The sequence below is a fragment of the Microbacterium sp. Leaf161 genome (assembly GCF_001423645.1).
Classification (GTDB): domain Bacteria; phylum Actinomycetota; class Actinomycetes; order Actinomycetales; family Microbacteriaceae; genus Microbacterium; species Microbacterium forte.
This window is the reverse complement of record NZ_LMOW01000001.1, coordinates 2,497,490-2,522,184: the sequence shown is the minus strand read 5'-3', so window position 1 is coordinate 2,522,184 and position 24,695 is coordinate 2,497,490. Positions and strand designations below refer to the sequence as shown.

General features: G+C 67.7%; 26 protein-coding genes and 1 riboswitch. Of the genes, 13 read left to right on the top strand and 13 right to left on the bottom strand.

Annotated features, from left to right (window positions below):
• Positions 1-6 precede the first annotated feature (6 nt).
• The 7 genes from gcvH to ASF87_RS11970 form a co-directional block, all read right to left on the bottom strand.
• Entirely contained in the window at positions 7-384 is a 378-nt protein-coding gene (gene gcvH / locus ASF87_RS12000) for a glycine cleavage system protein GcvH (protein ID WP_056376160.1), read from the bottom strand.
• Positions 381-1,565, bottom strand: coding sequence for a glycine cleavage system aminomethyltransferase GcvT (locus tag ASF87_RS11995; RefSeq protein ID WP_056376158.1), 1,185 nt, complete (start codon positions 1,563-1,565; stop codon positions 381-383). The genes gcvH and ASF87_RS11995 overlap by 4 nt, the downstream gene beginning before the upstream one ends.
• 235 nt (positions 1,566-1,800) lie before the next feature.
• Positions 1,801-1,895: riboswitch (glycine riboswitch) on the bottom strand.
• 126 nt (positions 1,896-2,021) lie between these two features.
• On the bottom strand, positions 2,022-2,858 hold the full coding sequence (locus ASF87_RS11990) for an ATP-binding cassette domain-containing protein (RefSeq protein WP_056376156.1): 837 nt from the start codon (positions 2,856-2,858) through the stop codon (positions 2,022-2,024).
• Positions 2,855-3,718, bottom strand: coding sequence for an ABC transporter ATP-binding protein (locus tag ASF87_RS11985; protein WP_056376154.1), 864 nt, complete (start codon positions 3,716-3,718; stop codon positions 2,855-2,857). Before ASF87_RS11985 ends, ASF87_RS11990 begins: the two co-directional genes overlap by 4 nt.
• A complete protein-coding gene (locus ASF87_RS11980) occupies positions 3,715-4,695 on the bottom strand; it encodes an ABC transporter permease (RefSeq protein WP_056376152.1) in 981 nt (326 codons plus the stop codon). Before ASF87_RS11980 ends, ASF87_RS11985 begins: the two co-directional genes overlap by 4 nt.
• Positions 4,688-5,683 carry an ABC transporter permease gene (locus ASF87_RS11975; RefSeq protein ID WP_056376149.1) on the bottom strand — a complete coding sequence of 332 codons (996 nt, stop codon included), beginning with the start codon at positions 5,681-5,683 and terminating at the stop codon, positions 4,688-4,690. Before ASF87_RS11975 ends, ASF87_RS11980 begins: the two co-directional genes overlap by 8 nt.
• Positions 5,684-5,721: 38 nt before the next feature.
• Positions 5,722-7,413 carry an ABC transporter substrate-binding protein gene (locus tag ASF87_RS11970; protein WP_056376147.1) on the bottom strand — a complete coding sequence of 564 codons (1,692 nt, stop codon included), beginning with the start codon at positions 7,411-7,413 and terminating at the stop codon, positions 5,722-5,724.
• A 247-nt stretch (positions 7,414-7,660) separates the two neighbouring features.
• Here ASF87_RS11970 and ASF87_RS11965 point away from each other — a divergent pair, with 247 nt between their 5' ends.
• From ASF87_RS11965 to ASF87_RS11935, 7 genes are read left to right on the top strand one after another with little or no spacing between them, the layout of a single operon-like run.
• Positions 7,661-8,377 carry an NUDIX hydrolase gene (locus ASF87_RS11965; RefSeq protein ID WP_056376145.1) on the top strand — a complete coding sequence of 239 codons (717 nt, stop codon included), beginning with the start codon at positions 7,661-7,663 and terminating at the stop codon, positions 8,375-8,377.
• Complete coding sequence (gene nadA, locus ASF87_RS11960; protein ID WP_056376143.1) at positions 8,374-9,711, top strand: quinolinate synthase NadA; 1,338 nt, start codon at positions 8,374-8,376, stop codon at positions 9,709-9,711. The genes ASF87_RS11965 and nadA overlap by 4 nt, the downstream gene beginning before the upstream one ends.
• Positions 9,708-11,219 (top strand): L-aspartate oxidase, encoded by a 1,512-nt coding sequence (gene nadB / locus ASF87_RS11955; RefSeq protein ID WP_056376141.1) that lies wholly within the window; start codon positions 9,708-9,710, stop codon positions 11,217-11,219. The genes nadA and nadB overlap by 4 nt, the downstream gene beginning before the upstream one ends.
• Complete coding sequence (gene nadC / locus ASF87_RS11950; RefSeq protein ID WP_056376139.1) at positions 11,219-12,070, top strand: carboxylating nicotinate-nucleotide diphosphorylase; 852 nt, start codon at positions 11,219-11,221, stop codon at positions 12,068-12,070. The genes nadB and nadC overlap by 1 nt, the downstream gene beginning before the upstream one ends.
• A gap of 5 nt (positions 12,071-12,075) precedes the next feature.
• Positions 12,076-13,215, top strand: coding sequence for a cysteine desulfurase family protein (locus ASF87_RS11945; protein ID WP_056376136.1), 1,140 nt, complete (start codon positions 12,076-12,078; stop codon positions 13,213-13,215).
• Positions 13,216-13,252: 37 nt separating this feature from the next.
• The gene (locus ASF87_RS11940) at positions 13,253-14,200 is read left to right on the top strand and encodes a glycosyltransferase family 2 protein (RefSeq protein ID WP_056376134.1); all 948 of its coding nucleotides are present in this window, start codon (positions 13,253-13,255) and stop codon (positions 14,198-14,200) included.
• Between the two features lie 20 nt (positions 14,201-14,220).
• Positions 14,221-14,994, top strand: a complete 774-nt coding sequence (locus tag ASF87_RS11935) for an SDR family NAD(P)-dependent oxidoreductase (protein WP_056376132.1) — start codon at positions 14,221-14,223, stop codon at positions 14,992-14,994.
• 7 nt (positions 14,995-15,001) lie between these two features.
• Here the strand turns inward: ASF87_RS11935 and ASF87_RS11930 are convergent, their stop codons facing one another.
• Positions 15,002-17,047: an ABC transporter ATP-binding protein gene (locus ASF87_RS11930; protein ID WP_056376130.1), complete on the bottom strand. Its 2,046-nt coding sequence runs from the start codon at positions 17,045-17,047 to the stop codon at positions 15,002-15,004.
• A gap of 171 nt (positions 17,048-17,218) precedes the next feature.
• Here ASF87_RS11930 and ASF87_RS11925 point away from each other — a divergent pair, with 171 nt between their 5' ends.
• Positions 17,219-18,697: an MDR family MFS transporter gene (locus tag ASF87_RS11925; RefSeq protein ID WP_056376128.1), complete on the top strand. Its 1,479-nt coding sequence runs from the start codon at positions 17,219-17,221 to the stop codon at positions 18,695-18,697.
• Positions 18,698-18,725: 28 nt separating this feature from the next.
• Here the strand turns inward: ASF87_RS11925 and ASF87_RS17850 are convergent, their stop codons facing one another.
• On the bottom strand, positions 18,726-18,869 hold the full coding sequence (locus tag ASF87_RS17850) for a hypothetical protein (RefSeq protein ID WP_164481686.1): 144 nt from the start codon (positions 18,867-18,869) through the stop codon (positions 18,726-18,728).
• A gap of 97 nt (positions 18,870-18,966) precedes the next feature.
• Between ASF87_RS17850 and ASF87_RS11920 the strand changes: the two genes are divergently transcribed.
• A complete protein-coding gene (locus tag ASF87_RS11920) occupies positions 18,967-19,548 on the top strand; it encodes a 1-acyl-sn-glycerol-3-phosphate acyltransferase (protein WP_056376126.1) in 582 nt (193 codons plus the stop codon).
• Between the two features lie 10 nt (positions 19,549-19,558).
• Here ASF87_RS11920 and ASF87_RS11915 read toward each other — a convergent pair whose 3' ends face one another.
• The gene (locus ASF87_RS11915) at positions 19,559-19,780 is read right to left on the bottom strand and encodes a hypothetical protein (protein WP_157550060.1); all 222 of its coding nucleotides are present in this window, start codon (positions 19,778-19,780) and stop codon (positions 19,559-19,561) included.
• Positions 19,781-19,849: 69 nt separating this feature from the next.
• Here ASF87_RS11915 and ASF87_RS11910 point away from each other — a divergent pair, with 69 nt between their 5' ends.
• On the top strand, positions 19,850-20,383 hold the full coding sequence (locus tag ASF87_RS11910; protein ID WP_056376121.1) for a DUF6328 family protein: 534 nt from the start codon (positions 19,850-19,852) through the stop codon (positions 20,381-20,383).
• Positions 20,384-20,402: 19 nt separating this feature from the next.
• On the opposite strand, the gene ASF87_RS11905 is transcribed toward ASF87_RS11910, so the two are convergent.
• Complete coding sequence (locus ASF87_RS11905; RefSeq protein ID WP_042542032.1) at positions 20,403-20,945, bottom strand: Dps family protein; 543 nt, start codon at positions 20,943-20,945, stop codon at positions 20,403-20,405.
• Between the two features lie 97 nt (positions 20,946-21,042).
• Between ASF87_RS11905 and ASF87_RS11900 the strand changes: the two genes are divergently transcribed.
• The 3 genes from ASF87_RS11900 to ASF87_RS11890 all read left to right on the top strand — a co-directional run bounded on the left by ASF87_RS11900 (position 21,043) and on the right by ASF87_RS11890 (position 22,438).
• Complete coding sequence (locus ASF87_RS11900) at positions 21,043-21,582, top strand: GNAT family N-acetyltransferase (protein WP_228385670.1); 540 nt, start codon at positions 21,043-21,045, stop codon at positions 21,580-21,582.
• A 77-nt stretch (positions 21,583-21,659) separates the two neighbouring features.
• Entirely contained in the window at positions 21,660-21,959 is a 300-nt protein-coding gene (locus ASF87_RS11895) for a hypothetical protein (protein ID WP_056376119.1), read from the top strand.
• 134 nt (positions 21,960-22,093) lie between these two features.
• Positions 22,094-22,438: a LysR family transcriptional regulator gene (locus ASF87_RS11890; protein WP_056376117.1), complete on the top strand. Its 345-nt coding sequence runs from the start codon at positions 22,094-22,096 to the stop codon at positions 22,436-22,438.
• A gap of 3 nt (positions 22,439-22,441) precedes the next feature.
• Here ASF87_RS11890 and ASF87_RS11885 read toward each other — a convergent pair whose 3' ends face one another.
• Together ASF87_RS11885 and ASF87_RS11880 are read right to left on the bottom strand one after the other, a co-directional pair.
• Positions 22,442-24,106, bottom strand: coding sequence for an ABC-F family ATP-binding cassette domain-containing protein (locus tag ASF87_RS11885; protein ID WP_056376115.1), 1,665 nt, complete (start codon positions 24,104-24,106; stop codon positions 22,442-22,444).
• A 49-nt stretch (positions 24,107-24,155) separates the two neighbouring features.
• Complete coding sequence (locus ASF87_RS11880) at positions 24,156-24,692, bottom strand: isochorismatase family protein (RefSeq protein WP_056376113.1); 537 nt, start codon at positions 24,690-24,692, stop codon at positions 24,156-24,158.
• Positions 24,693-24,695 lie beyond the last annotated feature (3 nt).

Here is a 24,695-nt window from a genome sequence, read left to right as displayed (position 1 = left end):
GGTCGATCAGCCCTCCGTGAGAGCGACGTACGCGTCGCGATCCATCAGGCCGTCGAGCGCACCGGCACCGACGGAGACCTTGATGAGCCAGCCTCCGGCGAACGGCTCGGCGTTCACGAGCGAGGGGTCGTCGACGACGGAGTCGTTGATCTCGACGATCGTGCCCGTGACCGGGGCGTAGAGCTCGCCGACCGACTTGGTCGACTCGATCTCGCCCACGACCGAACCGGCGGTGACCTCGGTGCCGACAGCCGGGAGCTCGACGAAGACGACGTCTCCGAGCTTGTCGGCCGCATAGTCGGTGATGCCGATGGTCACGGTGTCGCCGTCAGCGGCGATCCACTCGTGCTCGTCGGTATAGCTGAGTGCGTTGAGGTCGGTCATTTGGTCCTCCGGTAGAAAGGCAGAGCGGTCACGGTCGCGGGGATCCTGGTTCCCCGCACATCAAGGAATACTGCGGTTCCCGCCGCAGCGGAAGAAGGGGCGACGTAGGCCATTGCGATCGGATGGCCGAGTGTCGGGCTCAGGGCGCCACTCGTGATCTCACCCAGGACGACACCGTCTGCGTCGACCACGGAGTAGCCCGCCCGTCCGGCGCGCTTGCCCTCGGCGACGAGACCGACGAGAACCGGAGCGTCGGATGCGGCATCCACCGCTCCCTTGCCGATGAAGTCCTCTTTGTCGGACACGACGACGCGACCGAGCCCGGCCTGCGACGGCTTCGTCTCGCGGGAGAGCTCGTGGCCGTAGAGCGGCATGCCCGCTTCGAGTCGGAGAGTGTCGCGCGCAGCGAGGCCGGCGGGCACGAGTCCGTGCTTCTGTCCGGCTTCGGTGAGTGCGTCCCAGAGTGCAGGGGCATCGGCGACACGCACGAGCAGTTCGAAGCCGTCTTCGCCGGTGTACCCGGTGCGGGCGAGGAGAAGCGGCGCCCCCAGGAACATCGCGTCGGCCCACGCGTAGTACTTCTGCTCCGCCCACGGAGTACTGAGGTCGGTGATGCCGGCCGTCGACGAGACGATCGCCTCGGATGCGGGGCCCTGCACGGCGAGCAGCGCGTACTCGTCGGAGACGTCCTCGACGTCGACCCCGCGATCTCCGAGGAAGCCCTCGAAAGTGCGGTCCTCCCCTGCGGCGAGCGGCGCACGTTCACGTTCGATCCGCGAGGGGAACGAGCGCACTCGTGACGCGAACGCCGAGTCGACGAATCCGCGGTTGCCCGCGTTCGCGATCACCAGGAAGCGGTCATCGGCGAGCCGGTAGACGATGACGTCGTCGATGATCCCGCCGTCGTCCGCGAGCATGAGCGAATACTTCGCCTTGCCCACGGGCATCGCGGAGAGTCGTCCGGCCAGGGAGTAGTCGAGGAACTCGCCGGCGAAGTCGCCGGTGACCAGGAACTCGGCCATGTGCGAGATGTCGAAGATCCCGGCGGCCTGCCGCACGGCGTGGTGCTCGGCGAGGTCGGATGTGTAGCGCACAGGCATCTGCCAGCCGCCGAAGTCGGTGAACGAGGCGCCGAGCGCCTCATGGCGCTCACGGAGCGGGGTGTAGCGAGGGTCGGACATGGAGTTCTCCCGGGCTGGGTCGGGCGGAACAGCGCAGACGCCGTTCCTCGGAACTCCCCCTCTGTCATGGGCCTGAGAGCTTCGCCCAGAGACTGGGCTTTCACCGTCGGCGGACCGCCGGCGAAGACACGGAGACGCGCAGAATGCATGTCCCCAGGGGTTTCGACTCGGGCGCCTCCGGCGGCCTCGCTCAACCCGATTTCTCGCTTCGCTGGAAATCGCTTTTCAGAGTGGCCGGAACCGCGCGGTACGCGTACCTGAGAGATTGGCGGGGAGGCTTGCTCCTTCGGTGCCCGGCTGCGTTCGCCGGGGCTCTCCCGCGTGGGTCATTCGGCCTGTCTTCACTTGTGCGATCAGTCTAGCGGGTCGTGTGCTCCGAGACGGATGCCGTTCCGGTCGCCCTTCGTGCCGCGCGAACGAGTGGCCGGCGGCACGAAGGGGGACCGGAACGGATGCTCAGCGACCGGCGAGCTCCGCCCTGACCTCATCCCGGAGGCGGCCGAGGTTCTCGGGCTCCGGCGCCGCCCCGAGGAGCGTCTTCGTGTACTCGTGCTGCGGATTGAGGATGACCTCGTCAGCGGGCCCGCGCTCGACGACGTCGCCCTTGTAGAGCACCATGACCTCGTCGCTGAAGTGCCGAGCCGTCGCGAGGTCGTGCGTGATGTAGAGCACGCCGAGATTCTCCTCCCGCTGCAGGTCGGCCAGCAGGTTGAGCACGCCCAGCCGGATCGAGACGTCGAGCATCGAGACGGGCTCATCGGCGACGATGAAGCGTGCCCCCGGCGCGAGCGCCCGCGCGATCGCCACACGCTGACGCTGACCTCCGGACAGCTCATGCGGGCGCCGCTCGGCGAAGCTCTCGCCGGGTGACAGCCGCACGCGCTCGAGCAGCTCGATGGCGCGCGCACGCACTTCCCCACCGGAGAGCTTGGGGTGGTGGAGCCTGATCGGGCGCTCCAGGTGGTGGACGATCGTGTGGAACGGGTTCAGCGAGGCGAAAGGATCCTGGAAGACCATCTGCACCTGCGAGCGGTAGTCCTCGACCGCGCGGCCCCGCATGCCCGCATCCTTGCCGTCGAGCAGGATCTGCCCGCTGGTCGGCGTCTCGAGCTTCATCAGCATCCGCGCGATGGTCGATTTGCCCGACCCCGATTCGCCCACGAGGGCGACCGTCTTGCCCGCTTCGATCGTGAACGAGACGTCCTTGACCGCGTGGAGGGTCGATGTCCTGAGCCCGGATCGCAGGGTGAAGTCCTTCACCAGGTTGCGGGCTTCGAGGGTGGGAGCACTCATCGGATCTCCTCCTGACTGGGCTGGTTGCCGGTGCGGACGAAGTCTCCGCGCTCGCCGGTCAGACTCGGGAAGCTCGACAGCAGCTTCTTCGTGTACTCGTGCTGAGGCGTGCGGTAGATCTCCTCGGCCGTGCCCTCTTCCACGATCTGGCCCTGCAGCATCACGGCGATCCGGTCGCTGATCTCGATCAGCATCGGCAGATCATGGGTGATGAAGATCACTGCGAAGCCGAGCCGCTCGCGCAGCCGCATGATCTCGCGGATGATGCCGCGCTGCACCACGACGTCGAGCGCGGTGGTGGGCTCGTCCATGATCATGACCTGCGGATCCAGCGCGAGCGCCATGGCGATCATCATGCGCTGACGCATGCCGCCGGAGAGCTCATGCGGGAAGCTCGTGAGCCTCGACGGGTCGACCCCGACGAGAGTCAGCAGCTCTTCGGCCCGCGCCTGCTTGTCCCTCTTGGACATGCCTGGTCGATGGGTGTCGAAGATGTCGAAGATCTGCGCCTTGACGCTGATCACCGGGTTGAGCGAGTTCATCGCCCCCTGGAACACCATGGAGATCTTGTCCCAGCGGAACGCGCGCAGACCGTCGCCGTCGAGCGCGACGATATCGATGTCGTGCCCGTCGCGGTCGTGGAACACGATCTCGCCGCTCGTCATGAGCGCGGGCGCCTTGAGCAGCCGGTTCATGCCGTAGGCGAGGGTCGTCTTGCCGCAGCCCGATTCGCCGGCCAGCCCCAGGATCTCTCCCCGGTTGAGAGTGAGCGAGACGTTGCGAACCGCCTTCACGGGCGGGTCGACCTCGTACTCGATCGACACGTTGCGTGCGGTCAGCACCGCATCCGGAGCGCTCATGCGGCGACTCCCTTCGTCTTGGCCGCCTTGCGCACGCGGCGCGCCGCATCGGGCGCGTTACGGAGCTTAGGGTTGATGACCTCATCGATCGCGAAGTTGATGAGCGCGAGCCCGGCGCCGAGCAGGGCGATCATGATCCCCGGGGGTACGAACCACCACCACGCACCTCGTCCGAGCGCCTGGCCCGACTGCGCATCGTTGAGGATGGTCCCCCAGGTGATCGACGAGGTGGGACCGAGACCGAGGTACGAGAGACCGGCCTCACCGAGGATCGCGAAGATGATGGCGAACAGGAACTGCGCCGTGAGCAGCGGCAGCAGGTTCGGCATGATCTCGACCAGGATCACCCGGAAGGACCTCTCCCCCGCGACCTTCGACGCGTAGACGTAGTCGCGCGTGCGCAGGGATCGAGTCTGCAGACGCAGCACGTACGCGGCGCCGGCCCAGGACGTGATGCCGAGGACGAAGGCGACGAGCTGCCAGTTGCGCTCCGGCACGAACGACGCGATCACCATGACCAGCGGCAGCCCCGGAATCACGATCATGACGTTGGTCAGCAGTGCGAGCGCATCCTCGCGCCATCCGCCGAGGTATCCGGCGAGGACCCCGAAGAGGAGAGACAGGACGATGGCTATGCCGCCGGCGACGACGCCGACCAGGAGTGAACCCTGTGCGCCGATCGCGAGCTGGGCGAACATGTCGTTGCCGAGCTTGGTGGTGCCGAGCCAGTGCTCCGGCGATGGAGGGAGCAGGGCCGGGTTGTCGGTGCTTCGCGGATCCTGCGAGAAGATCGGGGCGATGATCGCGAAGAGCACGATCGACAGCACGAGGACGGCGCCGACGACGAACTTCGGCGACGTGATCGGGAGCACGCGGCGGCGCTTGCGCCCCCGTTGGGTCGCCAGCGAGATGGTGCTCGCCGGCTGGGTCGTGGGCTGATCCTTCATGATCAGCACTGCGTTCTCGGAGTCAGACATTCTGGCGCGCCCTCGGGTCGATGAAGCCATAGACGAGATCCATGATGAAGTTGGCGGCGAGCACCGTGATGGTGATGACGAGGAAGAGCCCCTGCATCAGCGCATAGTCGTTGTTCGTGACCGCCTGGAACATCAGCTTGCCGATGCCCGGATAGGTGAACACCTGCTCCATCACGATGGAGCCTGCGACCACGAATCCGAGGGTGATGGAGAAACCCGCGATCGACGGGATCGCCGCGTTGCGAGCGGCATACGTGGTCATGATGCGGCGGGGCCGAAGCCCCTTCGCCTCGGCCGTGAGCACGTAGTCCTCGGCCATGGTCTGCACCATCATGTTGCGCATCCCGAACATCCAGCCGCCCACCGACGAGATGACGATGGTGATGGCGGGGAGGATCGCGTGCGAGAGCGCGTTCGTGAAGAACGCCCACGTGGGCTCTGGGCCGTCGGGGAACTCGAAGACGTCGTAACCGCCGAAGATCGGGAACCAGCCGAGCCCGACTGCGAAGATCGCGACGAGGAGCAGCGCCATCCAGAAGTAGGGGATGGACTGCAGCACGGTGGTCGCGGGGATCAGGTGATCGACCCAGGTTCCGCGCTTCCATCCGGCCCAGGCGCCGAGTACGACGCCGAGGATGAAGGAGATCACGGTCACCGTGCCGACGAGGATGAGCGTCCAGGGCAAGGCCTGCCCGATCAGCTCACTCACCGGGGCCGGGAACTTGGTGACGGAGATGCCCAGGTCGCCCTGGAACATGCGACCCCAGTACCCGATGTATTGCTCCCAGAGGGAGGAGTCATCACCGCCGAGAAGCAGCTTGATGTTGCGGATCGTGGTCTCGGAGACCTCGCCGCCTGCTCGCTGCATCTTGGCGATCATGATGTCCGCCGGGTTCCCCGGCATGAGCCGGGGAAGCAGGAAGTTGAGTGAGATCGCGGCCCACAGCGTGAACGCGTAGAACCCGATTCTTCGTGCATAGAACTTCATGTCACTGACCTTGCTTCCTGCTCCCCGACTTCATGTGCTTAGTTCACCGGCTCGAGCTGCGTCAGGACGTAGCCGGACGCAACCTTCTCCCAGGGGGCCGGGAACGAGTAGAGGTCGTCCTCCGTGACCCACCCGGTGAAGTCCCTCGAGTTGTAGAACGTCTGTGTCGCGTTGATCACGAGCGGGATGTAGGGCAGGTCACGGACGATCTCGGTCTGGATCGTGCCGTAGAGCGCCTGCTTCTCAGCTTCGTCGTTCGTGCTGGTCGCGTCCGCGACGGCTGCGTCGACGACGGGGTTGCTGTACCGGCTGAAGTTCCACCGCCCGGGGGGCACCTCCGTGCCGACCGGGCTGGTCGACTCGACTGCTGTGCCTCCGAACCAATCGCGGTAGATCTGGAACGGGTCTGCAACAGAGGTGCCCACGACGCCGCCGACGATCAGCTGGAACTCGCCTCCCTGACGAGCATCGACGAACTCCTGCCACTGCACCGTGGAGGCTGTGATCTTGATGCCGGCAGCCTCGGCCTGTTCGGCGATCAGCTTGGCCGCATCGTTGTAGTCGGTCCACCCGTCGACCGAGATCAGGCTGAGCTCGAGCGGCACGCCGTCCTTCGCGTAGAAATCCCCGTCCTTCGTGTAACCGGCGGCCTCGAGGATCTCACCCGCCTCCGCGGCGTCCGCCTCCTGGGGGCTGATCTCGTTGGCGGGATCCGCGACCCACTTCTCGTCACGGGGAAGCAGAGCGAACGTCGGCGAGACGTCGCCCGTCAGGCCGACGAACGCCTTGTCCTTGATCGCCGCGCGGTCGATCGCGACGTTGAGCGCCTGACGCACGGCGACATCGGTCTGCGGACCTGTGCAGCCGAGATCAGCGTTCGAGCAGGTGTAGAGCACCGTCGGGTCCTGCGGGGTGTTGATCCAGTCGATCACCCCGTTCGAGGTGACATCGTCCGGGTTCGGGATGAACATGGACGTCCAGTCGAGCTTCCCTGCGGCGAGCAAATCCTGAGCGGTCTGGTTGTTGTCGACCGCGATGTACTGGACCTTCTTGACGCCGAGCTCGTCGGCATCGCGGAAGTTCTCGTTGGCGACGAGCGTGTACGACTCGCTCGTCGTCTTCTCGACCACGTAGGCACCCGAGCCGACCGGCTCTTCGTTGGCGAAGTTGGCGAAATCCGAAACATCCGCCCAGATGTGCTCAGGAATGATGTAGGTCGACCCCAGACGCTGGTACTCGGTGGTGTACTGAGCGCTCGAGTAGGTGAGGACCACGGTGGTGTCGTCAGTCGCCTCGGCCGAGACGAGGCCGTTACCTCCGGGATTGTTGGCCTCGTAGGTGAACGAGAACGCGACGTCCGCTGCGGTGAGCGGCTCTCCGTCGCTCCACTTGAGGTCGGGCTTGATGGTGATCGTGATCGCGGTGCCGTCTTCGTTGTACTCGAACGAGTCGCCGATCAGGCCGACCGGTTCGGAGTCAGTCGTCTTGTTGTAAAAGAACAGCGTCTCGTAGATCGGGCCCGTCGCACCGTGGAGCACGTTCGGGGCGAACGGGTTGTAGTTCGCGGTGATGGGGGTCTGGCTGCCGGCCCACACGCGAAGAGCCCGGTCGCCGTCGCCACCACTCCCCTCGTTGCCGCCGCCTGCGCCACAGGCTGTCAAACCCAGGGCGAGGACGGATGCCCCCGCCACAGCGGTGAGCGCGATCTTGCGCCTTCCGTTACGGATCATTCTGTATTTCCTCTCGGTGCTGCACTGCAGGAGGGATTTCTCCGGGTGTGGAGACGAACCCCGGGATGGGGCTCGTAACAGATCCCGGGAAGGGATTTGTTAGGACAGTAACCTAACAAATCCCATTCATAGCGACAAGAGGTCAGAACGCTGGTATATAACGTTTCGGCCTCGGGGATCATCGAGTCATGAAGGTGCACTAACAGTCCCTATGACACTAAGATCGAATCAGGAGGTTAAGGTACTTATGACCCAAAGCAGAGGTATCGACGTCGCCGTATCGACGGTGATCCTCACTCTTCGGCGCACCGACGACGGTTCGGCGGTGCTGGCGCTGCCTCTCGTGCTGCGCACCCGCGAACCCTTCGCCGGACAGTGGGCCCTCCCCGGAGGGTGGCTCACCGAGACCGAATCACCCGTCGACGCCGCAGCTCGAACCCTTGCGGCGACCACCGGACTGACCCCGAGCTATCTCGAGCAGCTCTATGCGTTCGGGGCGGTCGACCGCTCCCCCACACGCGTCGTCTCGATCGTGTACTGGGCGCTGCTCCGCCAGGACGACGTCGACGCACAGAGCTCGACTCACCGCGCATCGGGTCGCGCCCCCGAGAACGTGCGGTGGTTCGGGCTCGACGAGCTGCCAGCGCTGGCCTTCGACCACGCGAAGATCGTCGAGTACGCCCTGTGGCGGCTGCGGAGCAAAGTCGGCTACAGCCGTGTCGCCCATGGTTTCCTCCCCGCCGAATTCACTCTGGCCGACCTTCGCGAGGCCTACGAGGCGATCCTCGGCAAGAACCTGGATCCCGCCAACTTCCGCCGTCAGGTCGAGTCGGCCGGCAACCTCCTGCCCACAGACCGCTTCCGCACCGGCAACCACCGCCCCGCCCGCCTGTACCGCTACAACACCGATGTCGAGCTCGCCGATCACGGCCCGCTCGGCCCTGAGGAGACGAGCACCCGATGAGCATCACCTTCGTTCCGACACCGGCCGTGCAGCCGTTCGACGCCTCCGTCGACCACGCGATCCAGTCGATCGTGTCGGGCGCTTCGACCGACGCGACATGCACGACCGACCTCGCCGCTGGCCCCTGGGACTTCGACTCCCGCCCCGGCTACGGCCCAGGGTCGTCGATGGGCGACGTCATCCCGACCGGAGCACCTCGTCAGGGTGAGCTCCCCGCCGCGTACCGTGAGGCGAGCGAGGCCGACCTCGACGAGCGCATCCGCGCGGCGAAGGCGGTGCTCGGCGACCGCGCAGTCGTCCTCGGGCACTTCTACCAGCGCGAAGAGGTGGTGCGGCATGCCGACTATGTGGGCGACTCCTTCCAGCTCGCGACCGCAGCGAAGGAGCGGCCGGATGCCGAGGCCATCGTCTTCTGCGGCGTGCACTTCATGGCTGAGACGGCCGACCTGCTCTCCGGCCCCGATCAGGCCGTGATCCTGCCGAATCTCGCCGCCGGATGCTCGATGGCGGACATGGCGGACATCGACCAGGTCGAGGACTGCTGGGAGCAGCTCGCAGAGGTTCTCGGCGACCTCGACGCGCAGGATGAGGACGGCCGCGTGCCGGTGATCCCCGTCGCGTACATGAACTCCTCCGCCGCGATCAAGGGCTTCGTCGGCCGACACGGCGGCATCGTCTGCACCTCGTCGAACGCGCAGACCGTGCTCGAGTGGGCGTTCGAGCGCGCGCGGCGGGTGCTGTTCTTCCCCGACCAGCACCTCGGACGCAACACCGCGAAGGCGATGGGCGTGCCTCTCGAGCAGATGCCGATGTGGAACCCTCGCAAGGCGCTCGGCGGCTCCTCCGCATCCGAGCTCGTGGAGTCCCGAGTGATCCTCTGGCACGGGTTCTGCTCGGTGCACCGTCGGTTCACCGTCGACCAGATCGACCAGGCGCGGGCCGAGCACCCCGGCGTGCGAGTGATCGTGCACCCGGAGTGTCCCATGTCCGTCGTCGACGCGGCCGACGAAGCGGGCTCGACCGACTACATCCGCCGAGCGATCGCCGCTGCGACCACGCCGACGACCTTCGCGATCGGTACAGAGATCAACCTCGTCCGCCGCCTCGCCGCGCAGTTCCCCCAGCACGAGATCTTCTGCCTCGACCCGGTGGTGTGTCCCTGCTCGACGATGTACCGCATCCACCCCGGGTACCTCGCGTGGGTGCTCGAAGAGCTCGTCGCGGGTCGCACGCCGAACCGGATCACGGTCACGGCCGATGTGGCCGACCCCGCACGCATCGCTCTCGAGCGGATGCTGGCGGCGAAGCCGCCCGTGGTGACGAGCGCACGATGAACGTCGTCGTCGTCGGCTCGGGGATCGCCGGACTGACCGCGGCGCTGCATGCGCGAGAGGCAGGGCACTCGGTCACCCTCGTGACGAAGGGAGCGATCGGCGACGGCTCCACGGGGTACGCGCAGGGCGGCGTCGCCGGGATCTACGGCACCGGCGACTCTGCGGCGCAGCACGCGGCCGACACGATCGAAGCGGGGGCAGGCCTCTCGGATGAGGTCGCCGTCGGGGTTCTCGTGCGCGACGGCGCGGCCCGGATCGCCGAGCTGATCGCCCGGGGCGTCGCATTCGACCGCTCGCCGGACGGCGAGCTCCTGCTCGGACGCGAGGCTGCTCATCGTCACGCCCGAATCGTGCACGCCGGCGGCGATGCCACCGGGGCGGCGATCGCCCAGTCGTTGGTGGCTGCTGTTCGCAGCACCGACGTCACCGTGGTCGAAAGCGCGTTCCTCGCCGACCTGCTCGTCGAAGACGGCATCGCGCGCGGCATCCGCGTGGTGGTCGACGGCGTGGCCTCCGACCTCTCCGCAGATGCGGTGATCATCGCGACGGGCGGTGCCGGTCGCCTCTATGCGCACACCACGAACCCCCTGGGGGCGACCGGCGACGGCATCGCTGCAGCTCTCCGTGTCGGCGCGGCTGTCGCGGACCTCGAGTTCGTGCAGTTCCATCCGACGATCCTGGGCGAGGGGCCCGCGTTCCTGGTCTCCGAAGCCGTTCGCGGCGAAGGCGCGACCCTGATCGACGGGGCCGGTCGGCGATTCGTCTTCGACAGCCACCCCGACGGCGAACTCGCCCCGCGCGATGTCGTCGCACGCGCGATCGCCCGCCAGGCAGCCCGGCAAGGCTCCCCCGTGCGTCTCGACGCGACGATGATCGGAAGACGCCGGCTCGCACATCGGTTCCCGACGATCGATCGGGTGACACGCGAACGCGGTTTCGACTGGGCTTCCGAGCCGATTCCCGTGACACCGGCAGCGCACTACCTGATGGGCGGCATCGCCACCGACCTCGACGGCCGCACATCCATCCGGGGCCTCTTGGCCGTGGGCGAGGTGGCGCGCACGGGCGTGCACGGAGCGAACCGCCTCGCTTCGAACTCCCTTCTCGAGGGTGCCGTCTTCGGCGCTCGCGCGGCAGCGGCACTCGAGGCGCCCTGGCAGCATCCTCCGATGACCGTGCGTGGCGGGCAGGCGAACGACCCGACGCACGGCGATGGCCCCGACTCAGACGTGGACGATCACGGCACCGCATTCAGTCGGGCAGCACTCCAGCGACTGATGTGGGACCACGTGGGTCTGCTGCGCTCGGAGGACGGTCTCCGGTACGCCCTGATCACGCTGCGTCGCTGGCTCGCCACCGCTCCCGATCCCACCACCGTCGCCGAGCGCGAGGACGCGAACCTGCTCCTGCTCGCCGACGCGACGGCATCCGCAGCTCTCGCTCGCACCGACTCGATCGGTGCGCACTTCCGCGAATCCGTCGCCGCACCTCTCCTGGAGACCGTCTGATGCTCACCCCCGCCCACATCACCCGCGTCGTCGGCGCTGCGCTCGAGGAGGACGCTCCCTGGGGCGACCTCACCAGCACGACTCTGCTGCCCTCGGACGCCACCGCCACCGCCGACCTGGTCGCTCGAGAAGCCGGGATCTTCAGCGGGGGCGAGGTCTTCGCGGCTGCGTTCCATCTCACCGATCCGACCATCTCGACCGATGTGCACGTGGGCGACGGCGACGCGTTCGCGGCGGGTGACGTGCTCGCCTCGGTGTCGGGCCCCGCCCGCGGAATCCTCACCGCCGAGCGCATCGCACTCAACTTCACTCAGCGGATGAGCGGCATCGCGACGGTCACCGCCGCGTACGTGCGCGCCATCGAGGGAACATCGGCACGCATCGCCGACACCCGGAAGACGACCCCGGGGCTCCGCGCCTTCGAACGGCATGCCGTGCTCTCGGGGGGCGGACACAACCACCGCCACTCCCTGTCCGACGCGGTGATGGCCAAGGACAACCATCTCGCGGTGCTGAAGCGCTCGGGAGTCGACCTCGCCACCGCCCTGAGCGACGCGTTCTCGCGCCTGCCCCACACCACCCATGTGGTCGTCGAGGTCGATCGGCTCGATCAGATCCCGGCTGTGCTCGACGGCGGCGCGCACACCGTGCTGCTCGACAACCTCTCGCTCGATGAGCTGCGCGCAGGAGTGGCGCTGATCGGCGACCGTGCGCAGGTCGAGGCCTCGGGCGGGGTGAATCTCGATACGGTCGGCGGCATCGCGGCGACGGGAGTCGACGTGATCTCGGTCGGCGCATTGACGCACTCGGCCAGGGCGCTCGACCTCGGCCTGGACGTGCGGATCGACTGACGCAGATGCTCTATCTCGACCACGCCGCGACTGCCCCGGTTCGCCCGGAGGTGCTCGACGCGATGCGCCCGTTCCTCGCCGGGGTGTTCGGCAACCCGTCGAGCCATCACACGTACGGCGAGGCTGCGGCGAGCGCGCTCGACGACGCGCGCTCGCGGGTCGCGCGGGTGCTCGGGATGCGCTCCGGCGACGTGATCTTCACCTCCGGTGGCACAGAATCGAACAACCTCGCGGTGAAGGGGATCGTGCTCGCGGCTCTCGCGCGGGGCCACGGACATCTGGTCGTCTCGCCCATCGAGCACGAGTCGATCCTCGAGTCCGCGGACTACCTGCGTCGCTTCCACGGGGTCGAGGTGTCGGCCGCTCCGGTCGACGCCCTCGGCAGGATCTCGGCTGCTGCGCTGAAGGAGACGCTGCGCGAGGACACCGCACTGGTGGCGATCGGACACGCGAACAACGAGATCGGCACGATCCAGGACGTGCCCTCACTCGCGGCGGCGGCCCGCAATGCCGGCGTACCGCTGCATGTGGACGCTGTGCAGTCGGCGGGGTGGCTGCCGCTCGCCGATCTCGGGGCGGATGCGATAGCGGTCGCCGGGCACAAGCTCGGGACCCCCAAGGGGATCGGGGCGCTCGGCGTGCGCGGACGCGTCGCTCTCGAACCCCTGATGCACGGTGGCGGCCAGGAACGGGGTCGCCGCTCCGGCACCGAGAACGTCGCGGGGGCGGTGGCCCTCGCCACTGGGCTGGAGCTCGCCGAAGCGGAGCGCGACGAGGTGAACGCCCGCCTCAGCGCATCCACGGGACGATTCGTCGAGGTGGTTCAGTCGCTCGTGCCGCAGGCGTCGCTCACCGGTGACCCGGTGGCGCGGCTTCCCGCGACGGCGAGCTTCACGTTCACCGGCGTCAGCGGCGAGGCGGTTCTGCTCGAGCTCGAGCGACGGGGAGTCGTGTCGTCGAGCGGCTCCGCCTGCGCTGCCGGAAGCGACGACCCTTCGCATGTGCTCCTCGCGTGCGGGGTATCCCCTGCGGTCGCACAGACCTCCGTGCGCTTCACCTTCGGACGCGAGATGCTGCCCTCCGATCTGCCCGAGCGGCTCGGCGCGCTGGTGGCCGAGTCGGTGCGCGCGGTCGCCCACTCCTGAACGGCGAGAGCTGCGCATGCGGCCATAGACTCGGCTGGTGACCGCCACCGCTCCGATCGTGACCCTGATCGTCCCCGGCCGCGACATCGGCGCGTTCGCTCCCGCCGCACTCCACTCGCTGCGCGCGCAGTCCGAGACCCGGTGGCGCGCTCTCCTCATCGATGACGGCTCCGTCGACGACACTGGAGAGATCTTCGCCGCAGCCGCCGCGTCGGATCCGCGGTTCCGAAGCCTGCGACACGAGGCGTCCCGGGGGCTCGGCGCTGCACGCAACGTGGGCCTCGAGCTGGTCGACACCCCCTTCGTCGGGTTTCTCGACGGCGATGACGAGCTCACCCCGACGGCGCTCGAGCGCCTCCTCCGCACCATCGCCGAGACCGGCAGCGATTTCGTCGCGGGCGCGTACGTGCGATCGCGCTTCGACGGCGAGCGCTATGCCGCCGGGCGGGTGCAGCCATGGGTGTCGGCTGCGACGTCTCCTGCGCGGCTGCGGACCACGATCATGGAGCACCCCCGCGCGAGCGCCAACATCGTCGCGTGGTCGAAGGTCAGCCGCACCGCCTTCTGGAGCGACCTGAGGTTTCCCGAGGGCGTGGCGTACGAAGACCAGGTGGTCGCGCAGCTCATGTACACCCGCGCGCGCAGCTTCGACGTCATCCCCGACACCGTCGTGCACTGGCGTCTGCGGGCCGACGGCACCTCGATCACGCAGGGCCGGGCGCAGCTCCCGGTGCTGCGCGACTACCTCGACGCTCTGCGCGGGGGAATCCGAGTGCTGCACGAGGCGGGCGCCCAGGCTGCCGTCACGGCGCGGCTCGAACTGATCCTCGCCATGGATGTGCCTCCACTGCTCGAGATCGCACGCACCCACGCCGATCCCGCGTACTCAGCGGAGATCGACGCGTTCGTCGCCGAGATCGAAGCACTTCCCGAGCACGCCGATGCCCGCCCCGACCCCGCCCTCACCGCCGCCCTGGCATGGTGAGCCTCGCCACCTGGAGACCGATGAACCAGTACCTCGCCGACCTCTTCTCGCTCGAGGGCCGCACAGCCGTCGTCACGGGCGGCAGCTCGGGCATCGGACGAGGCATCGCGACCGCACTCGCGCGGGCGGGGGCCGCCACGGTGATCGTCGCGCGCGGCGAAGCCCGGATCGCCGAGACCGTCGCCGAGCTCACGATCGCCGGATGCCGGGCAGCCGGGGTCGTCGGAGATCTCGGCTCCCGAGGAGGGATACGAGACCTCGCCGAAGCCGCCGCCGAGCCGTTCGGCGAGCCGGACATCCTCGTGAACTCCGCCGGGATCAACATCCGCCCGCCGTACGCCGAGATCTCCGAGGAAGACTGGGATGCGACGATGACGGTCAATGCGCTCGCCCCGTTCCTGCTCGGACAGCGCTACGCCACCGGCATGGCCGAGCGCGGTTTCGGGCGCCTGATCCACGTCAGCTCGCAGCAGGCGCATCGCGCCTTCGTCGGCAGCGGCGTCTACGGAGCGTCGAAGGGAGCGGTGGAGTCGTTGATGCGCTCGGAGGCCGAGGCATGGGGCGGCACCGGAGTCACGAGCAACACTCTGGTTCCCGGATTCGTGCTCACTCCGCTCAACGCACGCCTGCAGGAGGACCCGGAGCAGATCGCGGCGCTGGCGGCCCGGACGATGATCGGGCGCAACGGAATGCCGGCTGACTTCGCGGCGGCGTCCGTGTTCCTCGCGGGCGTCGGCTCGAGCTATGTCACCGGGCAGTCGCTGTTCATCGACGGCGGCCTGTCGGTGCACTGACCGCGTCTCACCCTTCGGCCGGGTACACCCGCTCGTCCGCGCGAGGCATATCGAGCAGCGGAACCGGTGCGGTGAGCGCATCGACCGCATCCGCTCCGGCCGAATCCTCCGGAGCCCGGTCCGCTCTGCGGTCGGCGAGAGCGGCACGCATGCCTCCCGTGACCGCCGTCTCGATGACCATCTCCGTGTCGAGCACGCGTGATGCGGCGACCTGCTGCGCGGCGAGCTCGGCGTAGAGACCGCCCAGAGCGAGGAGTTCGGCATGTGTTCCCGACTCCACGATCAGCCCCGCCTCGACGACGTGGATGACATCTGCACCCATGATCGTCGAGAGACGGTGCGCGATCGTGAGCGTCGTGCGCCCCTTCGCGGCCTCGTCCAGTGCCTCCTGTACGACCCGCTCCGACACGGTGTCGAGAGCGGAGGTGGCCTCGTCGAGCAGAAGCACGGGCGGATCCTTCAGCAGCACACGCGCGATCGCGATGCGCTGCTTCTCACCGCCCGAGAGACGGTATCCCCGCTCCCCGACCACCGTGTCGTAGCCGTCTTCGAACCCGCTGATGATGTGGTGGATGTTCGCCGCGGTGCAGGCCGCGATCATCTCCTCGTCGGTCGCCTCCGGGCGGGCGTAGAGCAGGTTCTCGCGGATCGTGGCGTGGAACAGGTAGGTCTCCTGAGACACGATGCCGACCTGATCGATGATGGACTCCTGCGTGAGGGTCTTCACGTCCGCGCCCGCGAAGAGCACGGCGCCGCCGTGCGCCTCGTACAGCCGCGGAGCGAGGTACAGCACCGTCGTCTTACCGGCGCCGGACGGACCGACGAATGCCACGTGCTGTCCCGGTTCGGCGACGAAAGACACGCCCTGCAGAGTGGGTCGAGCGTCGGGCGCCGCGTCCGGGTAGCGGAAGACGACATCCGCGAACTCGATCCGTCCGCGCGGCCCCGGGGCTTCGGCGACGGCGATCGCATCCGGAGCGTCCTGGATCTCGGGGACGAGGTCGAGGTATTCGAAGATGCGCGCGAACAGCGCGGATGATGTCTGAAGGTCGAGCGACACCCGCATGAGTCCCATCAGCGGCTGCAGAAGACGCGCCTGGACGGTCGTGAAGGCCACGACGGTGCCGGCGGTGATGGCGCCGCTGCCGCCGGCGATGAGGTAGCCCGAGACGAGGTAGATCACGGCAGGCACGCTCGCCATCAGCACCTGGACGACGGCGAAGAAGCCCTGGCCGCTCATCGCTCGCCGCACCTGCAGCGTGACCTGGTTGCGATTCTCGGCCTGGTATCGCTGGGACTCCGTGCGCTGGCGGTTGAACGCCTTCGACAGCAGCATCCCCGAGACGCTCAGCGTCTCCTGCGTGATGGAGGTGAGCTCCGAGAGGGACTCCTGCGTCTCTCCCGCGATGCGCGCACGCACCTGGCCCACGCGGCGTTGGACGATGATCAGGAACGGCATCAGCACGACGGCGATCAGAGTGAGACGCCAGTCGATGAGGATCATCGCGACGAGCGACGCGATCACGGTGACGACATTGCCCAGGATGCTGGTGACGGTGTTCGTCAGCACCCCTGAGACGCCGCCGACGTCGTTCTGCAGGCGGGACTGGATCACGCCTGTCTTCGTCCGGGTGAAGAAGCCGAGTTCCATCGCCTGCAGGTGCTCGAACAGGCGCACACGGAGGTCGCCGGTGACGCTGTTGCCGACCGTCGAGGTGAGCCAGGTCTGAGCCACTCCGAGCACGGCCGAGACGAGGAAGAATCCGACCATCGCCGAGACGAGCCAGATCAACAGCTGCAGCCGCGGCCCCCCGCCGTCGACCGGGAAAAGGGCGTCGTCGAAGATGCGCTGGACGATCAGCGGAGGGATCACCGCGATCGCGGCGCCGATGACGACCAGCACGCCGGTCCAGAAGATGCGCCATCGGTAGGGCCGGAAGAGGGCGATCACTCTGGCACCCAGGCCGCTGATCCGCGGCGCCTCTGCGTTGAGCCGACGCTGCGCGGTCTCATCCACCCCGCGGAATCCACCGCGTCCGCCACCCATGCTCATCTCGCCAGCGTAGTCAGCGAGGTCGACATCGGGACCGATCCGGCGCGGCTGAGCCTCCGCTGAGAGCGGATTCGCCCGGATCCGGAATGGAATGTCCGAAGCTGTGGTTACGCTGAATGTCCAACGCGCACTCGCGCGCCTTCCCTCATTCTCTCTTGCCCAGGAGGCCGTATGTCTGCCGTCGACACCGGTTCGATCACCACGCCCCCGGCTGCGGCGAGCGGTGAGATCGCTCGCAGCGACATGCGCGTGATCTGGCTGCTTCTCGTCGCCGCGTTCGTCGCCATCCTCAACGAGACGACGATGGGGATCGCGATCCCGCATCTGAACGCCGATCTGGGCATCCCGCCCGAGCTCGGCCAGTGGCTGACGAGCGCGTTCATGCTGACCATGGCCGTCGTGATCCCGACCACCGGGTTCATCCTGCAGCGCTTCACGACCCGCCAGGTCTTCATCGCGGCGATGGTCTCGTTCTCGCTCGGCACGCTGGTCGCCCTCGTGGCGCCCGGCTTCGGGGTCCTGCTCGTGGGTCGAGTCATCCAGGCCGCCGGCACCGGAATCATGATGCCGCTGCTCATGACCACGATCATGAACGTGGTCCCGCCGCAGTCGCGTGGTCGCATGATGGGCCGGGTCGGCCTCGTCATCTCGCTCGCTCCCGCGATCGGCCCGACGCTCGCCGGCGCGGTCCTCGAGACGCTCCACTGGCGCGCGCTGTTCGCGATCATCCTGCCGATCGCCCTCATCTCGCTCTTCATCGGGGTCAAGTGGATGACGAACCTCGGAGAGACGCGCAAGGTTCCCCTCGACGTGCTCTCCATCCCGCTCGCGGCACTCGGCTTCGGCGGAATCGTCTTCGGTCTCAGCCAGTTCGGCGGCGAGGGCGGATCCGGCGAGACCAGCGGCGTGATCGCGCTCGTCGTGGGTGCCGTCGCCCTCGCGCTGTTCGTCTGGCGTCAGCTGGTGCTGCAGCGGATGGATGACGCTCTGCTCGATCTGCGGGTGTTCCGCTCGGTCAACTTCACGTTCGCGGTCATCATCATGGCGATCCTCGCGCTGTCGATGTTCGGCACGCTGACGCTGCTCCCGCAGTACCTGCAGAACGTCGCCGGACTCAACGCCCTCGAAGCAGGTCTCATCCTGCTTCCCGGCTCCGTGCTGATGGGTCTGCTCGGCCCCGTCATGGGCCGCGTGTACGACGCTCGTGGAACGCGCCCGCTGCTGATCCCCGGGACGATCCTCGTGTCGGCAGCGCTGTTCTACTACTCGACCGTCGGAGAACACACCGTGTGGTGGGTGCTGATCATCGTGCAGGCCGCGATGTCGGTCGGGCTCGCAATGTCCTTCACGCCCCTGTTCTCCGCATCGCTCGGATCACTGCCGCGCTCGCTGTACTCGCACGGCTCCGCGGTGCTGAACACTCTCCAGCAGGTCGGCGGGGCCGCCGGCGTCGCCGTCCTCACCGTCACCTATTCCGCCATCCTGCACGCAGGAGAGGCCGAGGGACTGGAGACGGCCGCGGCTGGAGCACCTGGCGCTCGGATGGCGTTCCTCATCGCCGCGATCATCTCGCTCGCCGCCGTCGCGCTGAGCGCGTTCGTCCGCAAGCCCGCAGACGATCTGGCCGACGCGATGCATGGCGGGCACTGACCGTCGCCGCTGCGGCGGCGTCTGATCGCTACTGCGTCTTCGGCGCAGGGAAGTGGCAGACGCCGCCGCTGCAGTACCCGGCGGCGTCGTCATCGAGAAGGTTCGGAGTTCCGGTCAGCGGCTGAAGCACGGTCGGTGCGTCCTGCTCTGCGGAGTCCTGTGTCTTGGCCATCATTCGATCGTACGCCCGTGGCGACGAGATGGCTCGAAACGGCCCTCCTTCGCCCGACGACAGTGGCTCACCAGGAGTTCTGCCCTACGGTTGACGAGTGCTCAAACGACTCCTCGCCCGCCTCTTCTGGGCAGTCAGCCGCTGGACCCTCACTGCCGAGGCGACGCCTGTGCGACCCACCATTTTGATCGGTGCGCCGCACACGTCGAACTGGGACTTCGTCCTCATGCTGGCAATCGCGTGGCAGCTCGACATCGAGGTGCATTGGCTCGGAAAGAACAGTCTGTTCCGGGGGTGGCGGGGACCGATCATGCGGAGTATCGGCGGCATCCCAGTCGATCGAGCCGACCCTGCACGAGTCGTCAATGACGTCGTCGCGCAGGTGCATTCCGGCAGCGTCTTCGGTCTCGTCATCACGCCCGACGGCACCCGTGGGGGCAACGAGTACTGGAAATCCGGCTTCTACCGGATCTCGAGAGAGACCGGAATGCCGGTGACTCTCGGATTCGTCGACCGCACCACGATGACCACCGGTCTCGGGCCCACCCTCGAGCTGACGGGTGACGTCGCCGCCGACATGGACAGGATCCGCGCGTTCTATGCCGACAAGGCCGGCCTGCGTCCGGAACGCCGAACGACACCCCGACTGCGCGAGGAGAAGGCCGTCGAAGACAGCTGAGCGCGTCGGCTCAGTCGGAATCGTCGTCCGCGATCTCGGAGCGTGTCTCCGAGCGGGCGTACTCGAGGTCCTCGTCCGAGAGCGTCTCGGTCATGCCGACCACCGCCCCCGTGATCGTCCGGATCTCCGCTCGAGCCCGTTCGCTCAGCTGCGGTGCCGACTCGCCGAGCACGTCGACCCGCGCCTCGAGCGACAGCTCCGACCACCATTCCCGGATCGGCGGAAGCGTCATCATGATCTCCTTCTCGGTCGACGCACAAGCGGCTGGACAGGATGCGACGAATCCCGCGAGACTGGCCGCATGGAACCCGATGACCGACCCGTGCCATCAGCGGAACTCGATGACCGCCGCGACGGGCGCGATGAGACGCGCAACGAGCGAGCCGACCGCAACTGGGAGGAGCTGCTGCAAGAACTGCGCGTGATGCAGACCGGCACCCAGATCCTCACGGGGTTCTTGCTCGCCGTGGCGTTCACTCCTCGATTCGAGGACATGGACGAGTTCCAGCGAGATGTGTACGTGGTGCTGGTGGGGCTCGCCGCGGTGGCCACGATTCTCGCACTGGCGCCGGTGGGCATGCATCGAGCGCTGTTCGGTCGGCGCCGCAAGCCCGAACTCGTGCGGGTGGCCGCTCGCATCGTGAAGATCGATCTCGTGGCGATCGCCGCGCTCACGATCGGCGTCACGACTCTCATCATCGACTTCACCGTCGATCGCGCCGCGGGGCTCATCGCACTCGTCTCCTCGTTCGCGGGTGTGCTCCTCCTGTGGCTCGTCCTCCCCCGCCTCGTGCGGCGCGAGGCCGAGCGAGGCGGGGCGGACGACGAGACCTGAAGCGAGGCCTCCGCAGACGTCAGCGGCCGGCCGGGGTGCGGTTCTCGGCGCTGACCATCCATGCGAACTGCTCGAGGCTCTCGAGCACCGCGTGCAGGATGTCGGCGGACGTGGGGTCTTCTTCGTCTACCGCGTCGTGCACGTCGCGGATCGTTCCGACGACGGCATCCAGACGCGCGGTCACGAGATCGATGGTGTCGGTCGTCGAGACCTCGCCCATCGGGAACGCAGGAAGCGACGTCGACTCGGCGATCGTATCGGTGCGCCCGTCAGGCACGGCGTGCAGCGCGCGCATGCGCTCCGCGACCGTGTCGCTGAACGTGCGCGCGGCGTCGATGATCTCATCGAGCTGTCGGTGCGTGTCCCGGAAGTTGCGGCCGACGACGTTCCAGTGCGCCTGCTTGCCCTGCAGCGAGAGCTCGATCAGGTCGACGAGCACGAGCTGCAGATTGGCGGCGAGCGTCGTGGATGCCGTGAATCCCTTCTCGGCGTTCTGTCGTCTGGTCGTCTTCGCTCCGCGCTTGGATGCGGTGCCGGTCTTGGACGCGGTCTTCTCAGCCATGGAGTCCTCCTGGGGTTGGGAACTGCGAGGTTAGCTCCGCGGCGCGCCCGGATCGAGGGGGTTGACAGTCCCCCCGGTCTCATCAGATCGTGGCGCAGTGACGAAATCAGAGAGAGCACAGACGGACATCGACGAGAACGCATCGGACGTGGTGATCGGGCCCGTCTCAGAATCGGATGCGGGCGAGGTGCTCACCCTTCAAAGGGCGGCGTTCGTCTCGGAGGCGCAGATCTACGGCAGCGCCGACATGCCTCCGCTGACCCAGACCCTGCCCGAAGTCGAGGCCGAGCTGCGGTCGAGCAGGGGGCTGACAGCCCGCCAGAACGGCCGTCTGGTGGGAGTGATCCGATTCGTCGAAGCCGACGGAGTGCTGCTGATCGGCCGGATAGCGATAGCCCCCGACATGCAGGGCGAGGGCATCGGACGCACGCTGCTCGACGCGGCCGAGCGTTCGTCGACGGCCCGTGAAGCCGAGCTCTTCACCGGCAGCCTGAGCGAGGCGAACATACGTCTCTACAAGGCGTGCGGCTATGAAGAGGCGGAGCGGGTGCCCCAGGGCGACGGAACCGAGCAGGTGTTCCTGAGAAAACCTCTGCATCAGGTGGGAGACCCCTCCGAACCGGGCGCGTCGGGTTGAATCGCCCCAGGGGTGTGCGGAATCGTAGCCCGGACACGTCGCACCCGCGGCGTGACCGCAACCGGAAGGAGAGTCTCGTGCTCACCCTCACCGATAACGCCACCGCAATCGTGAACACCCTCGTCAACCGTCAGACCGACGCCACCGACGCAGGCCTTCGCATCCATTCCACGCCTACTGCCGGCCCGGACGGAGGCGCACGCCTCGCGGTCCTCGTGACCCCGGACCCTGAGCCCGACGACCGGGTGGTCGAGGTCGCCGGCACCCGACTCTTCCTCGACGAGGCCGCTGCCGCAGCGCTTGATGACAAGGTGCTCGACGCCGGTGTCGACGACGAAGGCTCTGTGTCCTTCGCGGTTCTTCCGCAGGTCGCCTGAACGACAGGATCACCGGATGCCGCGGCTCATCGAGCCGCGGCATCCGTGTATGTGTGGGGCGGCCGTGCATCCGCCTCGCGTAGGTTAGGTGAGGACCCGCGATCGTCGCGGATTCAGAAGGATCGTTCACCCGCATGAAGCTGGCATTGCTCCGTCGCTACGTCGTCGCCGCCGAGACGCTGCACTTCCCCCGAGCCGCCAAGCAGCTGGGCATCCCCCTGGCATCGCTCTACACCTCTCTCGACAAGCTCGAGGACGAGGTGGGGCACACCCTGATCAATCGCGAAGGGACACCGCGGCTGACGAGCGTCGGCGAGCTGTTCCTCGTCGAGGCTCAGGCGACTGTGGCCGCTGCTCCCCCGCCCGCGCCGAAGACGGTGGGCCCGGCCGGCGGCAAGGCCAAGGCGTCGAAGGGCAAAGGCCGTGCGCCCGTCGTGAAGGGGCAGCCGAAGCCCTACAAGAAGCGTCAGGGGCGCTGAGCCTCAGACCTCGCTCACCTGGCCGTTCTCGACGCTCCATCGACGGTTCGTCTGCACGGCCTCCAGCATCCGCCGGTCGTGAGTCACGAGCAGCAGCGTGCCCGCGTAGGACTCGAGCGCCTGCTCGAGCTGCTCGATGGCCGGCAGATCGAGGTGGTTCGTGGGTTCGTCGAGCACCAGCAGGTTGACTCCGCGCGCCTGCAGCAGCGCCAGCGCCGCCCGGGTGCGCTCGCCCGGAGACAGGGCTCCGACGGGGCGGGTGACGTGGTCGGCTCTGAGGCCGAATTTGGCCAGCAGGGTGCGCACCTCCACCGATGTCAGCTCGGGCACGAGAGCCTCGAACGCGTCCGCGAGAGCTGTGTCGCCGGTGAGCGAGGACCGGGCCTGATCGATCTCGCCGATCTGCACGCTGCTTCCGAGACTCGCCGTCCCCTCGACCGGCTCCTGCCGCCCGAGAAGAGCTCGCAGCAGCGTCGACTTGCCAGCACCGTTCGGGCCGGTGATGCCGATGCGGTCGCCGGCATCGATCTGCAGCGAAAGCGGCCCCATGGCGAAGGTCCCCTGCCGGAACACTGCACCGCTGAGCGTCGACACCACACTGCTCGATCGAGGCGCCGAACCGATCGTGAACTCCAGCTGCCACTCCTTGCGGGGCTCCTCGACCTCATCCAGGCGCGCGATCCGGCTCTCCATCTGACGCACCTTCTGCGCCTGCTTCTCGCTCGACTCGGCCGACGCCTTGCGCTTGATCTTGTCGTTGTCCGGCGACTTCCTCATCGCGTTGCGCACACCCTGGCTCGACCACTCGCGCTGGGTGCGGGCACGCGAGACGAGGTCGGCCTTCTTGTCGGCGAACTCGTCGTACCTCTCCCGCAGGTGCCGGCGCACGACGGCTCGTTCTTCGATGAAGGCGTCGTAGCCGCCGCCGTAGAGGCGATTCGATCCCTGTGCGAGATCGAGCTCGAGCACACGAGTCACGCTGCGCGCCAGGAACTCGCGGTCGTGGCTGACGAGCACGACACCACCACGGAGTCCGCGGACGAACGACTCGAGTCGATCGAGCCCATCGAGGTCGAGATCGTTGGTCGGCTCGTCGAGGAACACGATGTCGAAGCGCGACAGCAGCAACGCCGCGAGGCCGACGCGAGCAGCCTGACCACCCGACAGCCCGGTCATGAGCGCATCAGCCGCGACACCGCTGCCGCTCGGGAGCCCGAGGTCGGCGAGCACGGCAGGGATGCGGTCGTCGAGATCGGCCGCCCCGCTTGCAAGCCACCGGTCGAGCGCCTGAGAGTAGGTGTCTGCCGGGTCTGTGCCCGCCGGCGCGAGCGTCGGGTCGCCGAGCGCCGCCGCAGCCGCATCCATATCTCGCGTCGCCGCCGCGCACCCGGTGCGGCGCGCGATGTACTCCGCGACCGTCTCACCTTCTACTCGCTCGTGCTCCTGTGGCAGCCACCCGACGAACGCGTCAGTGGGTGCGAGCGAGATCGACCCTCCCATCGGCGCGTCCACCCCGGCGAGAAGGCGGAGAAGCGTCGATTTGCCCGCCCCGTTCGCCCCGACGACGCCGATCACGTCGCCAGGAGCGACCGTCAGATCGAGCCCCTCGAAGAGGATGCGGTGGCCGTAGCCGCCTGCCAGGTTCTGGGCGACGAGGGTGGCGGTCATCAGACCATCATCTCAGGCGGCGAGGGAATCTCAGACTCGGGTCGGGTCGTCAGAGAACGACCTGATCGTGCGTCGCGATCCCGAACTCCTGCTCCGGATACCGCAGTCCTGAGAAGTACATGTTGGTGTGTGCGACGATCTGCTCGCCCGAGATCGGCACGCCGTCCCATTCGGTGTCGACCGTGGTGTGCGCGTCGCTCACGAGCGTGACGTCGTACCCCTCGGCTGCTGCGCGCTGCGTGGTGGTGCGCACGCAGAAGTCGGACTGCGCGCCGGTGATCACCAGACGCGTCGCACCCAGCTCGTCGAGCGTCGCTCGCAGGGTCGTATCGGCGAACGAGTCCCGGTAGTTTTTGCGCACGAGGGGCTCGCCCTCTGCGCGATGCAGCGGAGCCGCCAGCTCCCATTCAGGCGTGCCCGTGCCGACGGGGTCGTGATGCACCCAGACGACGGGCACTCCGGCTGCGCGAGCTCTGTCGACCAGGGCTGCGGCGCGGGAGAGCACGCCCTGTTCGTCGAAGCACCCGGGTGTCACTCCGGCCTGCAGATCGATCGCGAGGACGACGGTGCGGCCAGATGCTGCCATCGG